Below are 21055 nucleotides of genomic sequence, written 5' to 3'. Positions count from 1 at the left end.
CCTCTCTTGAGCTACGAAACCGCTTTCCCCCACGGGCCGACAGGCCTCCCGCTGCGAAGGCACAACCGAGTTCAGGACACCACCATGCGATCACTGGGAATTGTCGCGTCGGCGCTCGCCGTCGCGGTTCTCGCCGCCTCCTGCGCCGACCCCGAGTCGGCGGACGAGGCCCCCGCGGCGGACGACGTCACCATGGGGGTCACCGACGACAGCGTGGTCATCGGCACCCACCAACCGCTCACCGGTCCCGCCTCCCCCGGCTTCGTCCACGTCTCCACCGGGGCGAGCGCGGTTTTCGACTACATCAACGACAACGGCGGCATCCACGGTCGACAGATCGACTACCGGGTCGAGGACGACGCCTTCGACCCCGCGCAGACCATGGACGTCACCGACAAGCTGATCGACGAGGACGAGATCTTCGCGATGCTCGGCGGTCTGGGCACACCCACCCACGAGTCGGTCATCGGAGAGCTCAACGAAGAGGGCGTCCCCGACCTCTTCGTCTCCTCAGGGGCACTGGCCTGGGACCAGCCCGAGGAGTACCCCTACAGCTACGGCTTCCAGGTGGACTACTCCAGGGAGGCCAAGGTCCAGGGCTCCTTCATCGCGGAGAACTTCGCCGGTGACGACGTCGGCCTCCTCTACCAGAACGACGACGTCGGCCCGGCCTCCCACTCGGGGATCGAGCAGTACCTCCTCGACGACATCGTCGCCTGGGAGGACTACGACCCCGGGGTCCCCGAGCTCGACGGACAGGTCGCCGCGCTCAAGGAGTCCGGCGCCGACGTCGCGGTCTGCTACTGCATCCCCGCCTTCCTGGGCATGGCCATCCTCCAGGCCCAGGCCATCGGCTACGAGCCGCAGTGGGTGGCACCGAGCTTCGGCGGCGACGTGGAGATCGTCTCCCAGCTCATCGAGGAGTACGCCGAGGGCACCCCTGCCGAGGACGTGCCCCCGGAGGCCTTCACCGACGGCCTGATCATCACCGCGTTCCTGCCCATGGCGGCCCAGACCGACGACCCCTGGACCGCCTTCTACCGTGAGATCCACGACGAGTACAACGACGGTGCCCCCTTCACCGACACCACGGTGTACGGCATGGTCCAGGCGACGCTGTTCGCCCAGGTCCTCATGGAGGTCGGTCCGGACCTGGACCGCGAGACCCTCCTGGAGACCCTGAACTCCCAGGAGTGGACGGGCCCGGGCCTGGTGCCCTTCGCCGCCACCGAGGACGACCACAGCGGGTACTCCGGTGTGATGGTGGTCCAGAACCGTGCCGGCGAGGAGCCCGAACTCCTCCAGGAACCCCGGGTTACCGACAGCGACGGCGGAGAGATCCTCCCCTTCGACCTGGACCGGCCCGCCCCGGAGGACGTCCCGCTGTTCGGCGGCACCTCCTAGGAGACGCACCTCCCAGGAGGACGCACCGGGCGCCCCCGGAACGCTCCCGGTGACCACGGGCGCGGGCCTGCTCAGGCCCGCGCCCGTTCCTTCTTCCTGGAACGGCGCGAGCGGAGCCACCACGCCAGGGCCAGGAGCGCCGCGGCGGCCCCGGTGGCCACCGCGACCGGGAAGCCCAGGTCGACCCCGCCCGTACCGACCACGACCATCGCCGCCGTGGCGGGCAGCGAGCCCACCGCGGTCCCCAGGGTGAACGGACCGGGTCTCAGCCCGGTCAGCCCGAAACCGTAGTTGACCATCTGGTAGGGGATCACCGGGATCAGCCGCAGCTGCACCACCGCGAGCAGGGCCCGCCTGCCGGTCAGCCCCTCCAGCCGGGTGCGCACCCGTTCGGGAAGTCTGCGGGCGAGCGCGTCGCCGGCCACGTACCGGGCCACCGTGAACTGGACCAGGGCGGCCAGCACCCCGCCGATCAGGGCCAGGACCACCCCGGCCGCCAGACCGAAGAACAGTCCGCCGGCGATGTTCAGCGCCGGGCGCGGCACCAGGGCCTGCACGGCGAGGGTGTAGGCGAGCAGGTAGACCAGGGCGGCCAGCACGCCGGCGTCGGCGGTCCAGGCCTGCACCGCCTCCAGGTCGGGCCCGTGCAGTACGGCCCAGAGCAGGAGCCCGATCCACCCCGCGAGCAGGGCCGCGCGCCACACCCACCCCCACTTGTGCCCCGTTCGCTCCGGGCCGGGGCTCTCCTCCGAGGTACTCAGCGCTGCTCCAGGCGGGGGAAGACGACCTTCTTGAGCACCAGGGTGAACGCGGCCGCCGTGGGAATGGCCAGCAGTGCACCGACCAGACCGAGCAGGGCACCGCCGACCAGCGCCGCCGTGATGTTCACCGTGGGCACCACGTCCACCGCGTGCCGCATCACCCGGGGCGAGATCACGTAACTCTCGATCTGCTGGTAGATCAGGAAGAACACCAGGGTGACCAGCCCCATCCAGGGATCGCCGATCGCTACCGCCAGGGACGCCACCACGGCGCCGATGGTGGTGCCGATCAGCGGGATCAGGGCGGTGGTGGCGACCACCAGCGCCAGCGTGAGCGCGTAGGCCGAACCGGTCAGCCACAGGAACAGGAAGGCCACCACACCGCCGAAGGCCGCGACCACCAGCTGACCGGCGATGAACGCGCCGATGCGCTGGACGATCTCGTCGCCGATCTCCCGGACCCCGTCCCGGTGCGAGCGCGGCACGAACCGGTAGGAGACGTCCATGATGCCGTGCAGCGAGGCCATGAAGAACAGTGTGAGGATCAGGACCGTGAAGGTGGCGAACAGCGAGTTGAACACCACCTGGCCCACCCCTACCAGGCCGCCGAAGATCTGCTGCCCGAAGTCGGCGTCGGTGACCGCCGCCTCGAACCGCTCGAGGACGTGGTAGCGCTCGTCCAGGTCCCGGAAGAACGCGGAGTTCTGGAGCTGCTCGAAGGCGGCCGGCAGGTTGGCCGCGAAACTGCTGACCTGTTCGGTCAGGGGCGGCACGATCGCCCAGACGAACACGACCAGGAAGGCCACCAGCGCCAGGCAGACCGTGACGATCGCCGCCCAGCGCGGCATCCGCAGCCGCCGCAGGAGCTCGATCACCGGGTTGAGGCCGATCGCGAGGAAGAGCGCGATCAGGATGTAGACGAGCACGGCCCGCACACTGATCAGGGCGTTGACCAGCAGCCAGGCGCTGAGCACCCCCAGCGCGCCGACGAATCCCAGCACGAAGTGGTTGGGGCGCCGCGGGCCACCGCCCGCCAGGTGCTTCGCCGGGTCCTCGCCGTCACCCCCTCCCTCGGCCGAGGGGTCGGCGACGTCCTGTTCCTCGGCCTCGGCCTCGAGCTCGGGGATACGGGAGGGCGGAACCGCCTCGTCCTCGCCGGCGGACCTGTGCTCGTCAACCGTCACTGGTGCGACTCCGTCCGGTCAGGGATGCGCAGGACGAACAACGCGCCGCCGAGCAGGTCGCTGTGACCGGCGGCCAGGGTGCCGCCGTACGCCTGCACGATCTCCCGGGAGATCGGCAGTCCCAGGCCGCTTCCGCCCGGGTCGCGCTCCTTGGACTCCGGCAGCCGGGCGAAGCGCTCGAAGACGCGTTCACGGTCCTTGACCGGGATCCCCGCGCCGTCGTCGTGGACCTCCACCACGGCGGCTCCCTGGTGGTGCTGGACGATGATGTCGATCCGGCTGTTCGCGTGGCGTTCGGCGTTGGCCACCAGGTTGGTCAGCACACGGACCACGCGGAGCCGGTTGACCAGCGCCGGTACCGGCCCCGAGGTGTGCACGCGCATCTCTAGGGGTCTGCGGCGTCCGGTGAACTCCTGCTCCACCAGGGCGGCGAGGTCGACCTGTTCGCGTTTCATCGCCACGTCGGTGTCCAGACGGGCCAGTTCCAGGAGATCGGAGACGATGTTCTCCAACCGCTCGGTGTCGGACAGCAGACCGGTCAGGAGGCGTTCGCGCGCACGTTCGTCGGGGTCGGGGTCGGAGAGTTCGACCTCCAGCTTGGTGCGCATGCCCGCGATGGGGTTGCGCAGCTCGTGGGAGGCGTCGGAGACGAACCTGCGCTGCCGGGTGACCGCCTCCTCCAACCGGTTCAGGCTGGAGTTGGCGGTCCGGGCCAGGTGGGCGATCTCGTCGTCGCTCTTGGGCACGGGGAGCCTGCGGTGCAGGCCGCTGACGGAGAGGCGGTCCAGCTCGGCGCTGATCTTCTCGACCGGGCGCAGCGCGCGTCCCACGCCGTACCAGATGATGAGGGCGGAGCCGGAGATCAGAAGGACCCAGATCCCCAGCATCACGAACTCCAGCAGGTTGCCGGACAGGACCAGCGGGGTGCGCGTGGCCGCGAGCACCATGATGTCGTCCCCGTAGGCGGAGTCGGAGATCGAGTAGCCCACCACCTGGAAGCAGTCCCCCTCGTGGCCCCCGGCGGCCAGCCCGCAGGAGACGTCGTCCAACCGGAAGTCGCTGACCTCGGGATCCTGATCGGTCAGGGGCGGGAAACCGGTCAGGGCGTCGCTGGCGGCCAGGACCTCGTCGGTCCGCCAGTCGACCACCTGGAAACGCAGGATGGGTTCCGAGGCCGGGATCGGACCGCTGTAACGCTCCGTCATGATCTGTTCGACCACGTGCCGTGCGCCCTCGGCGGCGCGGTCCCGCGCCTGGCTCAGGGTGAGCTCACGGATGGTGAAGGCGGAACCGGTGAGGATGATGCTGACGACCAGAGCGAGTACGGCGACGGCACCGGCGGTGACCCGGGCGCGGATGCTGCGCGGACGTAGTGCGCGCAATGGTCTCCAGGGTCGCTCGTACCGTTCTGCCACGCCCCCATTGTCACCCAGGGCAATAAAAAACTGTCGAATTGCCGCCGGTGTGGCGACCGAAGCGCATGATCGGGTACAAGATCCCGATCAGGGTGTTTTTCTCCGGCGCCCCGTTCGGTACCGCTCGCAGGGACACACCGGGCGACTACTCGTAGGGGTCCGGCGGGTTGGTCACCTCCTCGACCGAGGAGGTCGAGATCTCGTGCTGGGAGACCTCGTACAGGTCGCCCTCCGGCTCCACCCAGGTGCCGCGCACCCGCCACCAGGTGTCGGCCTCCGGTGCGGGGTGGTCGGTGATGAGGACCTTGTTGACGACCGCGTCCGCAGCGCAGCAGGCCATCTGGAGCCGGGCCAGGTACCAGCCCTCCCCCTCCGGGTTGGGGACCGCGAAACCGGTCAGCTCGATCTCACGGCCGGCCAGCTCCCGCTCCTCGTCGATCCAGGCCCGCATCACGAACTCCTGGACGTTGAGCTCGACCACCTCGTCGGGGGCCGCCTCGCTCAGGTTGTCGGTGAACCGGGAGGGACCGCGCTCGTCGCGGGGCGGCGGCCCGGCGGAGCCCCCGGTGCTCTCCACCGTGTAGGAACCCAGGGCCGGGGGCGCGATGACGAACACCGCGAGCACGGGGAACAGGAGCAGCCAGGCCACCCAGGGGGCGCGCGAGTGGTCGTGACCGTGCCCACCGCTCTTGCCGCTGCCGTACTCGGAGACGGCGTGGTCGAGCTCGGACCGGCCCTCGTCGCCGGCCTCCGCCGCGGCGGCCCCCTCCGGGACCGCGGCCTCCTCGTCCAGGGCATGGCTCTCGCCACGCAACTCGGCCGTGATGACCAGGACGCCGAGCAGCACCATGACCACACCGGCGGCGATCAGGAACGGACCGAAACCCGCCTTGACCCAGTTCAGGTACATGTCTGTGAGGAGCGTGCTGGTCAGCGCGGCGGAGCCGAGCAACACGAGCGTGAGCCCCTGAGCGATGCGGTTCAAAAGAGAATGCCTCCGATCAGGAACGTACTGAGCAGGCCCACGACCAGGCAGATCGGCACGAAGCGGGCGACGAACCGCCAGCCGAACACCCCGGCCTGCATGGCGATGAGTTTGAGGTCCACGATCGGTCCGATGACCATGAACGCGAGTTTGGCCGTGGGAGAGAAGTCGGTGAGGCTGACCGCGACGAAGGCGTCGGCCTCCGAGCAGATCGAGAGCAGGACGGCCAGCCCGGCGAGCACCAGCACGGAGATGATCGGGGCCTCGGCCACGGCCAGGAGCCACTCACGGGGCACCATAACGTTGAGGGTCGCGGCCGCGAGCGCGCCGACCACCAGGTAGCCGCCCGCGTGCATCATGTCGTGCAGCATCGACTCGCGGAAGACCTGCCACTTGGAGGCCCCCGGGGCGTGGGTGCGGGAGGGCAGGCGCAGCCAGTCGGCCTTGCCGAAGCGCACCCAGACCCAGCCGATGACCACGGACGCCAGCAGCGAGGCCACGAACCTCGCCAGGATCATCTCCGGCTGCCCGGCGAAGGCCACGGCGGTGGCGATCATGACGATCGGGTTGATCGAGGGCGCCGCGAGCAGGAAGGTGAGCGCCGCCGCGGGGGCGACCCCGCGCTTGATCAGGCTGCCCGCGATGGGGACCGACGCGCACTCGCAGCCGGGCAGGAGCGCCCCGGAGATCCCGGCCACCGGGACCGCGCGGCCCGGCTTGTTCGGGATGAACCGCTGGTAGGCCGAAGCCGGCACGAACGCGACGAGCGCCGCGGACAGGGCCACGCCGAAGACCAGGAAGGGCAGTGCCTGGAAACTGATGGCGGTGAAGATGGTCGCCCAGGCCAGGAAGGCCTGGCTGGTCAGCTCATCGGTGAACCAGGCGTGGGCTATCGCCATCACTGTGGTGAAGAGGGCGAAGAGCCAGACCGTTCCGGTTCTGCGTGAGCTCTTCTCCTTCCCCCAGTCAGCGGGGGGCAGCTCGTCCGCACGCTCGTCCCAGCCAGCGGCGATCGAGTCACCGAGGGATGCGGCGGGGTCGGGTGCGGAGTCGCGCTCCGGCGTCGTCCGTTCGGACACAGGGGTACTCCGTTGGGCTTTGGTTGGGGACTTCCCGAATGGTAACCGAAAACGATTGTCGTTTGGGTCCCGAAGAGCCGCCCTGTGGACGACCGGGGGTGCGACCACACATGGCGGGACGGACAAGTGTGCCCTCGACCCCCATAGCCGGGCGGGGCCGGCCTCCCTGGTGTGAGCGGGCATGGAAGCAAGAAAACGGTGCCCGGATCGGCCGCGGACAGCTCCTCGTCCCGAGCCTGCTCCTCAGGGGCGGGGCGGCCTTCGCGATCGGCCTGCTGCCCGCCTGCGCCGCCACCGGTGTGGCCGCGGTCGGTGTCATCACGGTCGTGGCGGTGGTGTGCTCCCGGGAGACCAAGGGGACCGGCCTGTCCGCCGTACCGAAGGGCGGGGTTCCGGCCGAACCCCGCCCCTGGTACCCCGAATCCCTAGCCGTCCCGGCCCGGGCCCCGACCGCTGTCGGTGTCCGGGCCCTCCTCGTCCGTGCCGTCGGCCTCGTCGGCCACCGGGCCCTGCCGCGTCAGGGGGTCGCCGAGCACCTTCCCCTCGGACCGGTCGACCGCCTCCGGCAGAGGACCGCCGGCCTCGCCCCAGCACGTCACGTTCCTCAGGTCGGGCATCTTGGCCAGGGTGAACTGCGGGTCCAGACCGTTGCGGAGCTGGCGGCTGTAGTCGGCCAGCAGGCGGAAGGCGGTCGCCGACAGCGGCGCCAGCGCGATCAGGTTCACGACGGCCATGACGCCCATGGAGATGTCAGCGGTGTTCCAGACCAGCGACAGCGGAGCCACACAGCCGAGGAAGACCGCGACCAGGACCGCGGAGCGGAAGTAGAGCATGTTCCGGGGGTTGGCGTCGAGGAACTGGAGGTTGGACTCGCCGTAGTAGTAGTTGCCCAGCACCGACGTCCACGCCAGCAGGAGCAGGATGATCGTGAGGGCGTGGATCGACCAGTCGCCCAGGCCGTCCTGGAGCGCCCGCTGGGTGACCTCGGCACCGGCCTCGGCGTCGAAGTCGGGCCCGTACAGCAGCACGATGAACGCGGTCACCGAGCACACGAGCCAGGTGTCGAAGTAGACCCCCAGCGTCTGCACCAGGCCCTGCTTCGCCGGGTGGGAGACCGAGGCCGTGGCGCCGGCGTTGGGCGCCGAACCGAGCCCGGCCTCGTTGGAGAACATGCCCCGGCGCAGACCCTGGACGATCGCCGTGCCCACGCCGCCGGCCGCGATCTCCCTCAGGCCGAAGGCCGAGGCGAAGATGTCGGAGACGACCCCGGGCACCTCGCCGATGTTCATCACGATCACCGCGACACCCAGAAGGATGTAGAGGACGGCCATGAGGGGGACGAGCGCCTGGGCGACGTGCGCGATGCGCCGGACCCCGCCGAAGATGACCGCGGCCGTGATCCCGGCCAGGGCCACGCCGACGACGGTGTTCAGCAGCCAGCCGGTGGGAAGGCCCAGCGTGTCGGCAGAGGTGGAGATGGCGCCCGTGATGCTGTTGGCCTGGACCGAGTTGAAGACCAGGCTGAAGGTGATCGTGATGACCACGGCGAAGAGCACGCCCATCCAGCGCTGTCCGAGGCCGTGCAGCATGTAGTAGGCCGGGCCGCCTCGGAAACCGGTGCTGGTGCGCACCTTGTACAGCTGGGCGAGAGTGGACTCGACGAACGAGGCCGACGCCACGACCGTGGCCATCGCCCACATCCAGAACACCGCGCCGGGGCCGCCGAGCATGATCGCGGTGGCCACACCGATGATGTTTCCGGTACCCACCCGGGACGCGGCCGAGATCGCGAAGGCCTGGAAGGAGGAGATCTCCTTCCTGCCGTCCGGGGCCACCCCCGGGCTGCTGCGCAGGACTCGGAACATCTCCGGGAGGAGGCGCAGCTGGACGAATCCCGATCGGACCGTGAAGTAGACGGCGAGCACGATCAGGAGCGGGATGACGAGCCAGCTCCAGAAGAAGTCGTTGAGGGCGACCAGTGCGTTGTTGAGAACGGTCACGCGTTCCCCTTCAGGCGGCGTGTGGTCCCGGGTGCGGGATCGGGGTTTCCGGCCCACTGTCCACTCCGGACGTGGTTTCGGTCGCCTGGGACACGTGAAGGGGCGGCAAAGGAGTGTAAAACGATGAAGAGGCGGGCCCGACCTGTGGTCGGACCCGCCTCGGGTGCTTCAGTACCGCTTCGGGCTAGCGCTGCGGAGCGGAGTCGTAGCGGTCGTTGCGGTCGTTGCGACGGGGACCGCCGCGGTAGCCGCCGCCGTTGCCGCCACGGTAGCCGCCGCCACCGCCGCCACGACGGTCGCCGCCGCGGTAACCGCCCTCGGTGCGGCGCTCGCCGCCGCGGTAGCCGCCCTCGGTGCGGGGGCGGTCGTCACGGTAACCGCCGCCGCCCTCGGTGCGGGGACGGTCGTCACGGTAACCGCCGCCGCCCTCGCCGCGGGAGTCGCCGCCGCGGTAGCCGCCGCCGTTGCCGCCGCGGTAACCACCGCCGCCGCCACCGCGGTAGCCGCCACCGCCGCCGCCACGGTAGCCGCCGCCACCGTAACCGCCACGACGGGGACCGCCGCGGCCGCGACGCTCACGGACGGGCTCCGGCGGCTCGATCCACGGCTCCCAGCTCGGCTCCTTGGCGCCGGTCACCTCGGAGAGCAGCTCGTCTCCGGGGTTGACCAGGTGCTGCTTGGCGTCGACGCCGGCGTCACTGAGCAGACGGCGGGCCATGCGGCGCTGGTTCGGAGCGACCAGGGAGACCACGGCGCCAGCGGCACCCGCGCGGGCGGTACGGCCGCCGCGGTGCAGGTAGTCCTTGTGGCCGGTGGGCAGGTCGATGTTGACGACCAGGTCGATGCCGTCGATGTGGATGCCGCGGGCCGCGACGTCGGTGGCGACCAGGGCCTGGATCTTGCCCTCACGGAACTTGGCCAGGGTGCGGGTGCGCACGCTCTGGGTCTTGCCGCCGTGCAGGGAGGCGCTGGGGACGCCGGCCTCGGCCAGCTGCTCGCTGATGGTGTCGGCGCGGTACTTGCTGCGCACGAACAGGAGGGTGCGGCCGTCGCGCGCCGCGATCTGGGTGACGATCTTGTTCTTGTCACGGGGCAGCACCTTGAGCAGGTGGTGCTCCATGAGGGTGACCTGCGAGACCGGCGGGTCCACCGAGTGGGTCTGCGGGTCGTTCATGTACCTGCGGACCAGCTTGTCGACGTCGCCGTCGAGCGTGGCCGAGAACAGCAGGGTCTGGCCGTCGGGGCGCACCATGTCGAGGAGTTCGCTGACCTGCGGCATGAAGCCCATGTCGCACATCTGGTCGGCCTCGTCCAGCACCGAGATCTCGACGTCGCCCAGGTCGCAGGCGCCCTGGTCGATGAGGTCGGAGAGGCGGCCCGGGGTGGCGACGAGGACGTCGACACCGCGGCGGAGTTCGTTGATCTGGCGGGTGTAGGAGCTACCGCCCACGACGTCGCCGACCTTGACGCCCAGGACACGGGCGTAGATGCGGAACGCGTCGCGCACCTGGTGCGCGAGCTCGCGGGTGGGCACCAGGACCAGGGCCCGGGGACGGTTGGCGGCGGCGCGGCGCTCGGCGCAGCGCAGCAGGACCGGCAGGCCGAAGGCCAGGGTCTTGCCCGATCCGGTGCGGCCGCAGCCGAGGACGTCGCGGCCCTCGATGGCGTCCGGGATGGTCGCGGCCTGGATCGGGAACGGGGTGGTCACACCGTTCTTCGCCAACTCGTCGACAACGTCCTTGGGAAGCCCGAGGCTGTCGAAAGCGGGCATTACGGCAGTGTCCGTCGTCAAGTGACGTGTACCTTCCTCATCGTTTGGCAGCGTTTCGAGGAAGGCTCCACACGGTCACAGCGAACCCAGCGAAGAAATCACACAAACGCGCCTGATCACACGCGGAAGCGACCCCGACAAAGGTGGGGTTCGTGTGCTCTTCGGGTCAAGAGTGATGCCGACGAGGTCGACACGCTCTCCGCGTCTTGGCGGCCCGGCGCGCTCGGATGCGCGCGGCATTCAACGACCGCTTGCAGCAGCGTACTAGACATCGATCGGGCGCGGGGACGGGATGGGGGATTTTCACCGGTGATACCGGTCTCCCCCGTTCCCGCCCCCGGGACCGGATCAGGTTCCCTGGGCCATGCCCTCGGCCAGGGCGGTGAGGCGGCCGATCTGCGCCCTGCGCTCGGCGGCGCACTGCTCTTCGAGCGTGTTGTCCGCGGCCTGCTGGAGGAGGGCCTTGGTCGCGACTGCGGCCTCGGCGTTGGTCGCCAGGAGGGCGGCGACGGCGTCGTCCACGGCGCCGTCGAGCTCGTCGACGCCGACGACCAGGGTGGCCAGGCCGAGTTCGCGGGACTCCTCCGCTCCGACCTTGCGGGCGGTCAGGCAGATCTCGGTGGCGCGGTGGACGCCGACGATGTCCACCAGGGGCTTGGTGCCGGTGAGGTCCGGCACCAGGCCCAGGGCGGGCTCCTTCATGCAGAACTTGGCGTCGTCGGCGAGGATGCGCAGGTCGCAGGCGAGTGCGAGCTGGAACCCCGCCCCGATGGCGTGGCCGCGCACCGCGGCGATGGTGACCAGGTCGGGGCGGCGCAGCCAGAGGAAGCCCTGCTGGAGGCCGGCGATGTAGGCGTCCAGCCCGGCCTCGTCGGCCGAACCGTCGGCGAGGCCGGCGACAATCGAGCGCTCTCCGTCCACGCCCTCGGGAGTGAACATGTTGAGGTCGATGCCGGCGGAGAAGATGTCACCCTCCCCGGCGATGACGACGATTCGGACATCGGCCGGAAGCGCCTGGCCGATGTGGGCCAGGGTCGTCCAGGTGCGTCCGGTCATCGCGTTGCGGCGCTCGGGGCGGCTGATGGTGACGCGGGCGACCGCTCCCTCCACCGTGAGCCTCAGTCCGGCCCGGGTCAGTTCCTCCTCGGTGGGCAGTTCCTGTTTCCCGGGCTCCCGCGGGGCCTGTGCCATGGGTTCCTCCGTCACGTCGGTTGACAACAAACCGACCCTACTCGCCAGTAACCCTGGGCTCGTGCCGGGGATCAGGCTTTGCGTGTCGCCCCTCCGCGACCGCGCAGCTCCACCCCTGCCTCGCTCAGCAGCCGGTGCACGAAACCGTAGGAACGGCCGGTCGCGGCGGCCAGGCTGCGAATGCTCTCACCCTCGTCGTACCGGCGCCTGAGCTGGATGGCCAGCTCCGAGCGGTCCGCCCCTGACACGCGGGTGCCCTTTCTCAACGCGTCACTCACAGTTCTCTCCCCTTCGACGGCGGTCGGGTCTCCCCTCCCGGGAACCACAGCCATGATCGGCCATCTCCCTCGCACGCCGCCACATTCGTCCGGCGCCACGCCGGACCGGCCGATTTTCGGAACACCATTAACCACATCCGAAAAGGACGGGGGTGAACCTCCCAGCACTCTGGGCGTCCACCCCCGTCCCCGTGGCCACACGGGCCCCTCAGGCCATGGCGATCGACCGCCTCCACCAGGCCTGACGGATCAGGCCAGTGAGATGAGGTCCTCGAACTCGGCGTTCCACACGTCCTCGACACCGTCGGGCAGCATGATGACGCGCTCGGGCTGCAGCGCCTCCACCGCGCCCTCGTCGTGTGTCACCAGCACGATCGCGCCCTTGTAGTTGCGCAGTGCCGCCAGGATCTCCTCACGGCTCGCCGGGTCCAGGTTGTTCGTGGGCTCGTCGAGGAGCAGCACGTTGGCGCTGGAGACCACCAGGGTGGCCAGGGCCAGCCGGGTCTTCTCCCCGCCGGAGAGCACACCCGCGGGTTTGCTCACGTCGTCCCCGGTGAACAGGAACGAACCCAGGGTCTTGCGCGCCTCGACCTCGGGCAGGTTCGGTGCGGCGCTCATCATGTTCTCGAGCACGCTCCGGTCCACGTCCAGGGTCTCGTGCTCCTGCGCGTAGTAGCCGAGCTTGAGCCCGTGCCCGGGGATGACCTTTCCGGTGTCGGGCTCCTCCACCCCGCCCAACAGGCGCAGCAGGGTCGTCTTGCCCGCGCCGTTCAGACCCAGGATGACCACGCGGCTGCCCCGGTCGATGGCCAGGTCCACACCGGCGAAGATCTCCAACGATCCGTAGGACTTGGACAGGCCCTCGGCCATCAGCGGCGTACGACCGCTCGGTGCCGGGTCCGGGAAGCGCAGCTTGGCGACCTTGTCGGACTTGCGCACCCCCGCGACCCCGTCCATGAGCTTGTCGGCGCGGTTGATCATCTGCTGGGCGGCGCGCGCCTTGGAGGCCTTGGCCCGGAACCGGTCGGCCTGCTTGCGCAGGGTGTCGGCCTGCTTCTCGGCGTTGGCCAGCTCCCGGCGGCGACGGCGCTCGTCGGCCTCGCGCTGGGACAGGTACAGCTTCCAGCCCATGTTGTAGATATCGATGGCGCTGCGGTTGGCGTCCAGGTAGAACACCTTGTTGACCACGTGCTCGACCAGTTCCACGTCGTGGCTGATCACGATCAGGCCGCCCTGGTGGTGCTTGAGGAAGTCACGCAGCCAGACGATGGAGTCGGCGTCCAGGTGGTTGGTGGGCTCGTCCAGCAGCAGGGTGTCCGCACCGCTGAACAGGATGCGCGCCAGCTCGATCCGGCGGCGCTGACCGCCGGAGAGCGTGTGCAGCGGCTGGGACAGCACCTTGTCGGGCAGGCCCAGGCTGGAGGCGATGGCGGCGGCCTCGGACTCGGCGGCGTAACCGCCCAGCACGTGGAGGCGCTCCTCCCAGCGGGCGTAGGCGCGCACGCCCTTGTTCCGGGTCTTCTCGTGGTCGCTGGCCATCTTCTTCTCGGCCTCGCGCAGGCCGTTGAGGGCCTCGTCGATACCGCGCGCCGACAGCACCCGGTCCTTGGCGATCACGTCGAGGTCGCCGGTCCGCGGGTCCTGCGGCAGGTAGCCGATGCTGCCCGAGTTGGTGACGGTGCCGCCGGTGGGCAGCCCCTCCCCCGCGAGCACCTTGGTCATGGTGGTCTTGCCCGCACCGTTGCGGCCGACCAGTCCGATCCGGTCCCCCGCGGCGACACGGAAGGTCGTCGGCTCCAGCAGGAGTCGAGGTCCGACGCGCAGTTCGAGGTCGGTGGCGATCAACATGGGTGGGGCATCCTCAAAAAGTGGTGTACCGGTTCGGGGCGGTCGGGGTCCGCACGGCGCCGACCCCCGGAGGGGTTGGTTCGGCGGTGGTGTCGCGGCAGGGGCCGCGGCGGACGTGTCCTCAGACCGACCGACCCAGCCTAACGGCAAGGACGAGGGATGGTGCTAGGGGTTTTCACCCGGGCGGTCCGGACGAGGGACCGCCCGGACACGGGCGCGCCCCCGACCCGCACAACGGGACCGGGGGCGCGGGACATTCCCGGCGGGGAGAGATCCGGGATCAGCTCACTCCTTGGAGGGACGGTCCTTCTGGTCGGCCTGCTCCGCGGCCGGGGTGACGACCACGACCGCGGCCGCTTCCTTATCCGACGAGGGCTCCGATCGGTCCTCGCGGCCGTTCCCGTGGTTCTCGTCATCGGGCTGGGCGGGGGGACGGTTGCGCAGCAGTGCGGCGAGCACGGCCGCCACCGGGGTGGCGAGGAACATGCCCGGGATGTTGCCCAGGATGCCGCCGGCGGTGATGGCGATCAGGACGATGGGTGAGGGCAGTTCCAGGGCCTGGCCGTAGATGCGCGGGGCGAAGACGCTGCTCTCCAGCTGCTGCACCAGGACCACCGCCGCCACGATGATCAGGGCGGTGGGCCACCCCTCGGCGACCAGGGCCACCATGGCGGCCAGGAGCCCGGTGAGGAAGGCGCCGATGACCGGGAGGAAGGCGCCGACGAAGGTCAGCACGATCAGCGGGATCGCGAGGTTCACGTCCAGGAAGATGAACAGGAAGATGCCGATACCGACGGCGTCGATGACACCGACCATCGCCACTCCGCGCACGTAGCGGCCCATCACCCCGTAGGCGACGCCGCTGGCGTGCCGCAGGCCCGGGCGGGACTTGGGCGGCAGCAGCGTGACGAACCAGTCCATCAGCTTGTCGCCCGAGTGCACGAAGTACACGGTCAGGGCGATGATCAGCACCAGGCTGATGAGGATCTGGACGACGGCCGCACCGGCGGTCCAGGCGCCGTTGACCAGCTCCTGGGTGTTGTCGGTGATCATCTCCTGGATCTGGTCCCAGGCGTTGGTGAACGCGTTGGTGAGGAAGGCCGGGTCCGCCTCCAGGCCGAAGGGGAGCTCCAGCTGGAGTTCCTGGAGTTCGACCAGCGCGCCGGAGACGCTGGCGATCAGACCGTCGAAGCCCTGGATGGCGGGCTGGATGATCAACGTGACCACGCCGCCGAGCACGACCAGCGCGGTGAGGACCGAGACGGCGGTGGAGGTCCCGCGCCCCAGGCCCTTGCGCCGGAGCCACTTGGCCATCGGCATGAGCAGCGCGGTGACGAACACCGCGATGACGACCGGCAGGGTGACGATCGACAGGTAGAGGACGGCGTAGACGAGCAGGCCCGCCACGACGCCGATGATGAGCATCCGCCAGGCGACGTCGCTGACCACGCGCAGCAGGTCCCCGGCGCCGACGTCATCCTGTTCGGCGGCCTCCTCCTTGACCGGGGGTTCGGCCTCGGCTCTGGCCTCCTCCTGCGCCTCGAGTCGGGCGAGGCGCTCGGCGCGGGCTCTTCGGGCGCTGAGCCATCTGTTCAGGAGCGCCCACACTCCCGGCCGCTGGGCTTGCACATGGACTCCATTCTCTGGTTGTTGCGCGGTGGCCGGTCCGGAGGGGGCGACCACGTGACGACACTGTTCCGGGGGATGTCTGGGGGATGCGCCGGCGGGGGCTCCGGTTCTGCCGAACCCCCGCGAATGACCAACTCCGTCAGAACTGCCAGGGTTCCCGAGGGTGGCCGCTACTGACGATCTCGTTGCCGAAGGGCGCCAGCGCCACAGGGATCATCTTGAGCGAGGCCCACGCCATCGGGATACCGATGATGGTGACCGCCAGGCCGATCGCGGTGGCGATGTGCCCGATGGTCAGCCACCAACCTGCGACGATCAGCCAGATGATGTTCAGGAAGGTGCTGCCGCCACCCGATCCGGGCCTGCGCACGAGGTCGCGGCCGAAGGGCCAGATCGCGTAGCTGGCCATGCGGAAGGAAGCGACACCGAAGGGGATCGTCACGATGAGGACGCAGCAGATGACTCCGGCGATGACGTAGCCGACCGCCAGCCAGAATCCGGCGACGAAGAGCCAGATGATGTTCAGGATGAGCCGCAAGAGGGCCACGGTGTTCGTCTCCTTGGTTCGGTCCCGTGCAGGGTGGCGCGTGCTTCTTCCGATCGAGGCGGAAGACGAACGCACCCTGTTTTCTATCGTCTGGGACGCCCGCACACCATGACCTGTTCCTCGCCGACCCCCTGGTCCTTCCCCTAAGGGACGGCGCCGACCGGCCGCGGCGGAGGATCACCGTGGTGAGGGCGCGGCGTTCGGGCCGGGAGAGGTCCGGGAGTCCGCGGTGGTACGGAGGAGGCGGCGTGTCGCGAAGGGTCCGACGACACACCGAGCCCAGCGGGAGGGAACGGAACGGCCGCGGACCTTCGTTGCCCTGAGTGAGGACATACGGTCGCACCCAATCTCGAGAGCCTGACTAGACCGCAATGTGATGGGCGCATCAGGAAGACCCCCTAGGCAGGAGGGACATCGCCCCATACGATGTGCTGTGTCCTTCGCAAGACATGTAGATCTGGCGATGCGGGACAAAATCCAACAGACAACCAGAGACCGGACGCCAAGCATCAGGTTTCGGTAACGGTTGGATGAGTAATTTTCCCACCCCCCGTGCATGATCGGGAGTGGGGATGGCATGATTACGTACCGGCTCGCACGGAGGCTTGTCACCGCCTCCGCAGCCGTTCGCGTGAGAGCACCCCATCATCGGCAGGCATCGCCTCTGTGATGGCGCTTCTCGTGGTCTCAGCCACACCGGGGAACAACGTCAACACCGCTCGACGTTTGCGTCGTGCGGGGTGACTCACGCCGCATGACCAACTTTTGGTGACTGAAGCTTTTTCAGACAGCTTACTAGTGATTTCAGTAGAGGTGGTTCAAGCATGTCTCAGGTACGTCGGCAGGCCGCGCTGCGCCCCCGCCCGAGCTGGGGGTGGCAGGATGCCGCCGCGTGCCGGGGCGAGGACCTTGTGCTCTTCTTCGGCCCCGATGGCGAACGCCAGCCGGAGCGGGAGATTCGGGAGCGCAAGGCCAAAGAGATCTGTGCGGCTTGCCCGGTTCGAACGGACTGCCTGGACTACGCGATCTCGCGTCCGGAGAAGTACGGAACCTGGGGTGGACTGAACGAGGACGAGCGCGCCTCCGAGCGCCGTCGCCGTATGCGCCGCGCCAACGCCGCCTAGCGTTTCCCGCCAAGCGGATCTCTCTCCCGGTGGCCCCGGCCCCGATAACCCGCGGCGCCCCGACGTAGTACGTCGAGGGCGCCGCGGGTTTTCCGTGTCCTCTGCCCTGCCGCCGGATCCGTGTGGTCCCGCCACCGGACCTGTGTCCTGCCGCCGGTTCGGCGGACTCACTCCGGCCGGTGCGAGAGGTGCCGGTCGAACCAGCCCAGCGTCTCCACCGCCACCTGGCGCCACCCCAGGTCACCTCGGAGCAGCTGCTCCGCGTCGGACACCACCCTCAGCTCCGAGGGACCTCCCAGGCGGCCCCGCGTCCACTCGCCCAGTTCGCGCACGAACGAGTCACCGCTCTCCAGCAGGAGCAGGGTCGGCGCCCGCACCGCGGCCAGGCTCGGCTCCGCCTGGTCGACACGTCCTCCGTGGACCACCACCGACGCCACGTCCTGAGGCCGTTCCGCGGCCGTCACCAGGGCGGCGGCGGCCGCGTCCCCCGAACCCAGTACCCCGAGGGGTTCGCTGGCCGCGTCGGTGGCGCGCCGCAACCAGGTGACCGCCGCGCTCAGCCGCTCTCCCAGGACCCGTGTGTCCGCCGCCCCGCCGTCGCCCGCGTTCCTCCCCAGGGGGTCGGAGTCCTGTTCCTCGCCGGTGAGCAGGTCGAGCAGCAGGGTGGCGTACCCCGCGCGCTGCAGCGCCGAGGCGGTCGCCCGCCAACGGGGATCGCTCTGGCCCTGACCGAAGGCCATCACCACAGCGCCGCGCAGCGCCGTCGGCATGGTCAGGTCGCCGTCGAGGTAGACCTGCCCCGCCCTGATCCGCACCGCCCTGGCCGTGTCGGGACCGCGGTGGAGGCGTTCGCGTTCGGAGAGGATCGAGACGACGTGCCGGTCGGTGAGCTGGTCGAAGTCGCGGTACCACTCCCCCACCGCGCGGAAGTTGTCCGGAGCGGTCAGCACGACCAGGGCGTCGGCCTCCTCGCTCAGCATCTCCAGAGCCTCCGGGGCGGCGACCGGAACGGCCAGGACCAAGCGCGCCGGACCGGCCTGGCGCACCATCCGCAGAGCCGCCCGGGCGGTGCCGCCGGTGGCGACCCCGTCGTCGACGATCACGCAGTCGCGCCCGGCGATCCGGGGGGCGGAGCGCTCGCCCCGGTACACCCGGCGTCTGCGCTCGAGTTCGTCCCGCTCGGAGGCCACGGTGTCGGACAGGGCCTGGCGGGGCACCCGCATCCGGGCCAGGGCGAGGTCGTCGTAGAAGACGTGCCCGTCCTCGGCGATCGCTCCCACCCCGGTCTCCGGGTGGCCGGGCAGGCCGATCTTGCGCACCACGAGCACGTCGAAGTCGGCGGCCAGGCGTTCGGCCAGTTCCGCCCCGACCGGAACCCCGCCTCGGGGCAGCGCGAGCACGATCGGGTCGTTGACGGCGTGGGGACGCACCCGGTCGGCGAGGCGTCGCCCCGCCTCGGACCGGTCGGCGAAGGGCAGTGAAACGGGTACCGGATTCATGTCCTCACCGGTGCCGACGGCCGCGGAGCCCGGCACCGCTCCTTCCGGACGTGTGGAATGAGCCGCTGGAAAAGTGGTACCGGCATACCCCGCCGCACACGGATTACAACCCCGCACCGGGGCAAAACCCGCACAGCTTCGGCGCCTGCCGGAGCGGGCGCCCCGGCAGCGGGTACCTCCGGTGGGAGGCACCGCGGAACCGGATCCCCGGCGGGGACCGGCGCCGCCGTCGGAGGTCAGCGCCCCCTGAATCCGCCGCGGAGCACGGCCATCAGCAGGGCGTCGTGCCGGCGTCCCTCCCAGAGCAGGGAGTCGCGCAGCCTGCCCTCCACGTAGAAGCCGCAGGAGCGGTAGACCGCGATGGCCCGCATGTTGAAGGCGTACACGTACAGCCAGACCCGGTGCAGACCGATGTGCTCGAAGGCGTACTCCAGGACCAGTTGTGTGGCCTCCTTGCCGAGCCCCTGTCCGGTGAACTGGATCGCCGACAGGGCGATGCGGTACCCTGCGGTCTCGTTCTCGGGGGAGACCGCGTAGATGGACAGCTCGCCGAGGTAGCGGCCGTCACCGGGCGCGATGATGGCCAGGTCCAGCCGGTCGGTCCGGCCCGAGCGGCTCTCGCACCACTCGCGCGCCCGTTCGTAGGTGAGATGGCCGTGGCTGCCGGTGAGCCTCCTGACCTCCTCGTCGAGACCCGCCGCGAAGTAGGCGTCCGTGTGTTCGGGCCCCAGCGGGACCAGTCGTACGCTCTTCCCGGTGAGTGTCGGCGTTTCTCGCAGCGCGCTCGTTCTGATCATGTGATCTTCCGGTTCCGACCGGGACCGTCGGGGCACGGCGCGTCCCGGTGTGAGGGAGTCGGCGGGCAGGGGGCGCCTACGCGGGAGCGGGCCGCGGGGGCTGGCCGGTACAGGGGCCGGGTCCGTGGGCGGGAGGGGCTCGGGTTCCGGAGCTTCGGAGTTCGGGGGTTTCACGTTGACGAGGGCAGGACCCCTATGTAAAACGGCTCCGTGCCCGATGGCAAGTCCGGCGGCCGGGCACCGGTGAAAAACCCTGGTCGTCCGCTGATGGGACAGATAACATCGGCGAGCACTGAAACGAGCCTTGGGAGCCGCCCGTGAAAACGCCGACCGACAAGTCCACCGCTCCACCGCCCGAGGCCAGGCGCGCCCGGGTCGCGGTGTCCACTCTGTTCTTCGTCAACGGCTTCACCTACACGAACGCCGTGCCGTGGCTCCCCGTGATCAAGAACAGTCTGGGGCTGACCAACGCGGAGTTGGGGCTGGCGATCGCGGCGATGCCCTTCGGGGCGATCCTGACCGGGATGCTCGCGGGACCGCTGATCCACTGGTTCGGCAGCGGCCGGACCGCGGTGGGGACGAGTCTGATCAGTTTGGGAGCGCTCCCATTCATCGCGCTCGCCCAGAACTGGTGGATGCTCGCCGCGGCGCTGTTCGTCCTGGGCGCGGCCGACGCCTGGACCGACTCCGCCCAGAACTCCCACGGCCTGCGCGTCCAGCGGCGCTACCGGCGCAGCATCATCAACACCTTCCACGCGGTGTGGAGCCTGGCCGCGGTCTCCGGCGGCCTGCTCGGCGCGACCATGGCCGGAGCCGGGGTGCCCATCCTCTGGCACCTGGGCGGGGTTGCGGTCGTCCTGGTGGCGGTGAACCTCACCGTGAGCCGCATGATGCTGCCCGGACCGGAGAACAGCGAGCGCGAGGAGGGCACCAACGGCCACGACGGCGGCCGTTCGCGCATCCCGGGCAAGAGCCTCCTCCTGTTGCTGATGCTGGGTGTGCTCCTCATGGCGGCCGGCGGCATCGAGGACTCCGCCGCCTCGTGGGGCGCGGTGTACATGACCACCGAACTGGGCGCTCCGCTGTTCCTGGCCGCCATGCCGTTCGTGGCCTGCCAGGCGATGATGACCGTCGGACGCCTGCTGGGCGACCGGGTGACCGACCGCTTCGGCGCGGCGACGGTGGGGCACGCCTGCGGCCTCCTCGCCGCGGGCGGCCTGGCCTTCGCTCTGCTCCTGCCGCACCCGGCGACCACGATCATCGGTTTCGGCGTGATGGGTCTGGGTGTGTCCACGCTGTTCCCGCTCACCCTGGCCGCCGCCGGGAACGTCCCCGGGGTGCGTACCGGGGACGGGGTGACGCTGGTGGGCTGGCTCGGCCGGGCCGGGTTCCTCGCCTTCCCGCCCCTGGTGGGCTTCCTCGCCGACTCCCTGACCCTCGGCAGCGCCCTGTGGGCCATCGCGTGCGCCGGGGTGGCCGCCTTCCTGCTCGCCTCCGCCCTGCGCCCCCGAGCCTGATCGGGGCCTGCGGGCCCGGGACCGAC

17 protein-coding genes are annotated in these 21055 nt (G+C 70.0%); 3 read left to right on the top strand and 14 right to left on the bottom strand.

What is annotated here, in order from left to right:
• Positions 1-84 precede the first annotated feature (84 nt).
• Positions 85-1404 carry an ABC transporter substrate-binding protein gene (locus tag D458_RS0120720; protein ID WP_017588653.1) on the top strand — a complete coding sequence of 440 codons (1320 nt, stop codon included), beginning with the start codon at positions 85-87 and terminating at the stop codon, positions 1402-1404.
• Between the two features lie 71 nt (positions 1405-1475).
• On the opposite strand, the gene D458_RS0120715 is transcribed toward D458_RS0120720, so the two are convergent.
• The 12 genes from D458_RS0120715 to D458_RS0120660 all read right to left on the bottom strand — a co-directional run bounded on the left by D458_RS0120715 (position 1476) and on the right by D458_RS0120660 (position 16092).
• Positions 1476-2108: a TVP38/TMEM64 family protein gene (locus tag D458_RS0120715; protein ID WP_017588652.1), complete on the bottom strand. Its 633-nt coding sequence runs from the start codon at positions 2106-2108 to the stop codon at positions 1476-1478.
• Positions 2109-2161: 53 nt separating this feature from the next.
• Positions 2162-3349: an AI-2E family transporter gene (locus tag D458_RS0120710; RefSeq protein ID WP_017588651.1), complete on the bottom strand. Its 1188-nt coding sequence runs from the start codon at positions 3347-3349 to the stop codon at positions 2162-2164.
• On the bottom strand, positions 3346-4731 hold the full coding sequence (locus D458_RS0120705) for a sensor histidine kinase (protein ID WP_017588650.1): 1386 nt from the start codon (positions 4729-4731) through the stop codon (positions 3346-3348). Before D458_RS0120705 ends, D458_RS0120710 begins: the two co-directional genes overlap by 4 nt.
• 178 nt (positions 4732-4909) lie before the next feature.
• Entirely contained in the window at positions 4910-5749 is an 840-nt protein-coding gene (locus tag D458_RS0120700; RefSeq protein ID WP_017588649.1) for a TIGR03943 family putative permease subunit, read from the bottom strand.
• A complete protein-coding gene (locus D458_RS0120695; RefSeq protein ID WP_017588648.1) occupies positions 5746-6828 on the bottom strand; it encodes a permease in 1083 nt (360 codons plus the stop codon). The genes D458_RS0120700 and D458_RS0120695 overlap by 4 nt, the downstream gene beginning before the upstream one ends.
• A gap of 425 nt (positions 6829-7253) precedes the next feature.
• Positions 7254-8828, bottom strand: a complete 1575-nt coding sequence (locus tag D458_RS0120690; protein WP_017588647.1) for an alanine/glycine:cation symporter family protein — start codon at positions 8826-8828, stop codon at positions 7254-7256.
• Between the two features lie 184 nt (positions 8829-9012).
• Positions 9013-10599 carry a DEAD/DEAH box helicase gene (locus D458_RS0120685; protein WP_017588646.1) on the bottom strand — a complete coding sequence of 529 codons (1587 nt, stop codon included), beginning with the start codon at positions 10597-10599 and terminating at the stop codon, positions 9013-9015.
• A 348-nt stretch (positions 10600-10947) separates the two neighbouring features.
• On the bottom strand, positions 10948-11790 hold the full coding sequence (locus tag D458_RS0120680) for an enoyl-CoA hydratase/isomerase family protein (protein ID WP_017588645.1): 843 nt from the start codon (positions 11788-11790) through the stop codon (positions 10948-10950).
• Positions 11791-11861: 71 nt separating this feature from the next.
• Positions 11862-12068, bottom strand: a complete 207-nt coding sequence (locus tag D458_RS0120675; protein ID WP_026119526.1) for a helix-turn-helix domain-containing protein — start codon at positions 12066-12068, stop codon at positions 11862-11864.
• Positions 12069-12317: 249 nt separating this feature from the next.
• Entirely contained in the window at positions 12318-13916 is a 1599-nt protein-coding gene (locus D458_RS0120670) for an ABC-F family ATP-binding cassette domain-containing protein (RefSeq protein ID WP_017588643.1), read from the bottom strand.
• Between the two features lie 285 nt (positions 13917-14201).
• Positions 14202-15524, bottom strand: a complete 1323-nt coding sequence (locus D458_RS0120665) for an AI-2E family transporter (RefSeq protein WP_017588642.1) — start codon at positions 15522-15524, stop codon at positions 14202-14204.
• Between the two features lie 160 nt (positions 15525-15684).
• Entirely contained in the window at positions 15685-16092 is a 408-nt protein-coding gene (locus D458_RS0120660) for a YccF domain-containing protein (protein ID WP_017588641.1), read from the bottom strand.
• Positions 16093-16916: 824 nt separating this feature from the next.
• Between D458_RS0120660 and D458_RS0120655 the strand changes: the two genes are divergently transcribed.
• On the top strand, positions 16917-17216 hold the full coding sequence (locus D458_RS0120655) for a WhiB family transcriptional regulator (RefSeq protein WP_017588640.1): 300 nt from the start codon (positions 16917-16919) through the stop codon (positions 17214-17216).
• Positions 17217-17383: 167 nt separating this feature from the next.
• On the opposite strand, the gene D458_RS0120650 is transcribed toward D458_RS0120655, so the two are convergent.
• Both D458_RS0120650 and D458_RS0120645 read right to left on the bottom strand, forming a co-directional pair.
• Positions 17384-18715 carry a phosphoribosyltransferase family protein gene (locus tag D458_RS0120650; protein WP_026119524.1) on the bottom strand — a complete coding sequence of 444 codons (1332 nt, stop codon included), beginning with the start codon at positions 18713-18715 and terminating at the stop codon, positions 17384-17386.
• A 236-nt stretch (positions 18716-18951) separates the two neighbouring features.
• Positions 18952-19512, bottom strand: coding sequence for a GNAT family N-acetyltransferase (locus D458_RS0120645; RefSeq protein WP_017588638.1), 561 nt, complete (start codon positions 19510-19512; stop codon positions 18952-18954).
• 317 nt (positions 19513-19829) lie between these two features.
• Here D458_RS0120645 and D458_RS0120640 point away from each other — a divergent pair, with 317 nt between their 5' ends.
• Positions 19830-21029, top strand: a complete 1200-nt coding sequence (locus D458_RS0120640; protein WP_017588637.1) for an MFS transporter — start codon at positions 19830-19832, stop codon at positions 21027-21029.
• Positions 21030-21055: the final 26 nt, after the last annotated feature.

Source organism: Nocardiopsis ganjiahuensis DSM 45031 (assembly GCF_000341085.1).
GTDB classification, from domain to species: Bacteria; Actinomycetota; Actinomycetes; order Streptosporangiales; family Streptosporangiaceae; genus Nocardiopsis; species Nocardiopsis ganjiahuensis.
Note: the sequence above shows the minus strand (reverse complement) of the source record. Positions and strands in the feature narration are given on the sequence as shown.